The sequence below is a fragment of the uncultured Caballeronia sp. genome (assembly GCF_964243625.1).
Lineage (GTDB): Bacteria > Pseudomonadota > Gammaproteobacteria > Burkholderiales > Burkholderiaceae > Caballeronia.
The window spans coordinates 1-2,717 of sequence record NZ_CAXTGZ010000747.1 but is presented as its reverse complement, the minus strand read 5'-3'; the positions used below and the strand labels follow the sequence as shown (position 1 = coordinate 2,717).

Sequence of the window (2,717 nt, the reverse complement as noted above, 5' to 3'; positions counted from 1 at the left end):
AAGCCGCCACATCGTACCGCGTGGGAGCAAAAAGTAATCACCCTCATGAAGTTCGATCCGCCCGTAGTCGCAGTAGAGGTTTCCTCCACCGGCATGCACGAAAAGGAGGTCATCTCCATCTGCGTTCCGTACAAGGTGTGACATTGGCTTGGTGGGCTTCCAAACTCGCAAGCGCAGGTGAGCGTTCGATGCGACCAGTTGCGCCTCTAGCGGACATTCGCCAGGACCAAAACGGTTCAAGTCGAAAGCGCGAGGGCGATGTTCGCCTTCCCATTTCGTCCAGGCAGTGGGCGGATGACTATGGTAGAAATGCGTTGACTGACCGCCGAAGCCTTCGCGTCCCACCTCCCGCTCATAGGTGCCGGCTGGCAAGTCCGCATGGGCCTGCCGACTGTAGGTGCCCGCGCGCAACGGAATCACAGGAGGGTGGCTCATTCACATTTCTCCAATTCGCTTTCTAAGAAATCGCGCGTGTATGGGGGCGTCATTTGTACTAACGGGTTGACGGTAATTGTTCCGAATAGACCTGCACTACAGTATGGTTCGCCGCTGATAAATCGCTGCGCATCGGCATTGGTCGAAACATTAAGAGCGACCACCATGCCGATGGGCGTGCCTCCGTTACTACTCAAAATTGCCGACCCAAATACTGTGGACGGTAGCCATTCCAGCATGTATTCGATATGCGCTCGTCGGATTGGCAAACGTTCTTGAGCGCCGCCGGGTCTATACAGGCAGTGGATCAGGTAGGTCATTTTAGATCTGGTCTCCTTCCTGCTCGCGCTTAATCGCCTCAAACAACGCCGTTGCATTACCTTCTCCAAACGACGTGTTTCCTTTTCGCTGGATGGCTTCGAAGAAAATTGGCCCGACCATCTTCCGGGTAAAAATTTGCAGGAGCAGCAGGGATTTAGCGTCGGGGTTTTCACCAGTATTTGCGCCGTCGAGCAGCATGTTCAGGCGTTTAAGTTCGCTCACATTTTCACCGTGACCTGGAAGGCGATCATCAAGCGCTGAGTAGTATGTGGCTGGCGCTGGCAGGAACTCTATGCCGTCGCTGGTTAGCCGTTCGACGGTTCCGTATAGATCACCACTGCTCATAGCAATGTGCTGAATACCCTCGCCTTGGTATTCGTCAATGAATTCCTGTATTTGAGAGGCGGCGCCCATCGGCTCGATAACCGTTACGCATGCTGCGCTGTCCGGCGCTCGTACAGCGATCGTGTCAAAGCCGTTTTGCGCATCCCCTGCGACGTACTTGAATACTTCTTCAAAGCCAAAAATGTTCTTATAAAAGCTTACCCACTCGGCCATTTGTCCCGGGAGGACACAGTGAGTCACGTGGTCGATGCGGATGAAGGGCGCTATCGGCTCGGCGATAGCTCGAAAATCAAAAACGGCTTTCAGCTCGTCATAAAATGCGGTATCGATCACATAAAGCGCGCTGTCTCCAATCCCGCGCAATGCTGCGCGAGGAATAAGCGTGTTGGCAGCGAACGTCGCAGGCTTGGCTCCGTGCGACAGTGCGATTTCCATTGCCTCCGCACTGTCCGTGACGAGAAAGGCCATCCCGGCACATGAAGGCCCGTGCAACTGCCCGAAGCGTTCTCCGTGCGATCCCGACTCGCCATTTACGATGACGTTGACGCCGCCCTGTCTCAGCCAAGTAATACGCTGACTGCGATGCGTTCCGGCAGTCTGAAAACCTAAGCGCTCAAATGTTGCGATAAGCGCATCTGGCGTTGGACTTGTAAATTCCATGAATGCCGTGTCGAGGACACGGACGCTACGATTCTCTGCCATGTTTGCTCCTGTTGTGCGTTAACTTACGCAAAGTCAACGCGGCGATCCGCGGGATCGCCATTTCCGTAATTTGTCTGTGAAGCATCCCACAGTCGCCGCCGGTACCTCCTAAACATCGAGAAGTCGCCCACAGATCAGACTCGAGGCGCTGTTGCGGCTACTGCTTGACCACGTTCCGAGTGTAGACCCTTTTAATTTCCTATGCAATTATTTCGCGCGTAAATAAATGTTATATGATTGGTCGTGGTTGCCGCGGGAGAGCATATGAGGAGGAACCCTGACATGTGCGTTGAAGGTCAGACCATGGCGTATGGGGTAGGGGCGGGTCGCAACTCTCCCGGCCCGGCGCGGATGCAAACATTTCCGCGAATCCGGTCAATACATCGAATATGCATTACATAGATCTGACTGCACGCGTAATCGTGTCTTTGCACCGGACAACTCCAAAGACGGGAAGGCGCTGCGCACCGGGTAACAAGAAGCGACACACTCTCGGACAACACGGGGGATACTTCGCACCTCGCTTTTGGCAATAATTGGCGGCGCCATCGATGCGCGACGTACTGTTGGACACAGGGTTTCATGGGCACTGAAATGCACAATTGGGTTAAGCCTAGCGCTGCAAGCCGAACGCGGATTCAGCATTCCAAGATATAAAGTGAGGAATTCTAAGCACCGAAAAGTATCAATGCGATGTGACGACAGAGAGCGTAAATTTGGTTATCCTATCGACGTTTATCCCTCAATTAGCGCGTGCAAAGCCGACGAATTCAGTATGAAATTGTGTAGGTGGATACGACCCGCTTTGCTTCTAAGAACCTTTCTTCTGGATACATATCTTATGACCAACTTCCGTATGGCTTCGTCCGCGCTCGTCGTATTAGCATCGATTACTGTTTTAACCTCTAATGGCG

The 2,717-nt window shown here is 53.2% G+C and carries 2 protein-coding genes; both read right to left on the bottom strand.

The features are described from left to right. Positions 1-431: 431 nt before the first annotated feature. Positions 432-755: a hypothetical protein gene (locus ACFFAR_RS30300; protein WP_174365401.1), complete on the bottom strand. Its 324-nt coding sequence runs from the start codon at positions 753-755 to the stop codon at positions 432-434. A gap of 1 nt (position 756) precedes the next feature. Continuing rightward, the gene (gene hppD, locus ACFFAR_RS30295; protein WP_375509123.1) at positions 757-1,803 is read right to left on the bottom strand and encodes a 4-hydroxyphenylpyruvate dioxygenase; all 1,047 of its coding nucleotides are present in this window, start codon (positions 1,801-1,803) and stop codon (positions 757-759) included. Between the last annotated feature and the right edge of the window lie 914 nt (positions 1,804-2,717).

What these genes read in the sequence shown, in the direction of transcription:
- ACFFAR_RS30300 (WP_174365401.1), bottom strand. Translation starts at nt 755, where the DNA reads ATGACCTACCTGATCCACTGCCTGTATAGACCCGGCGGCGCTCAAGAA.
- hppD (WP_375509123.1), bottom strand. Translation starts at nt 1,803, where the DNA reads ATGGCAGAGAATCGTAGCGTCCGTGTCCTCGACACGGCATTCATGGAA.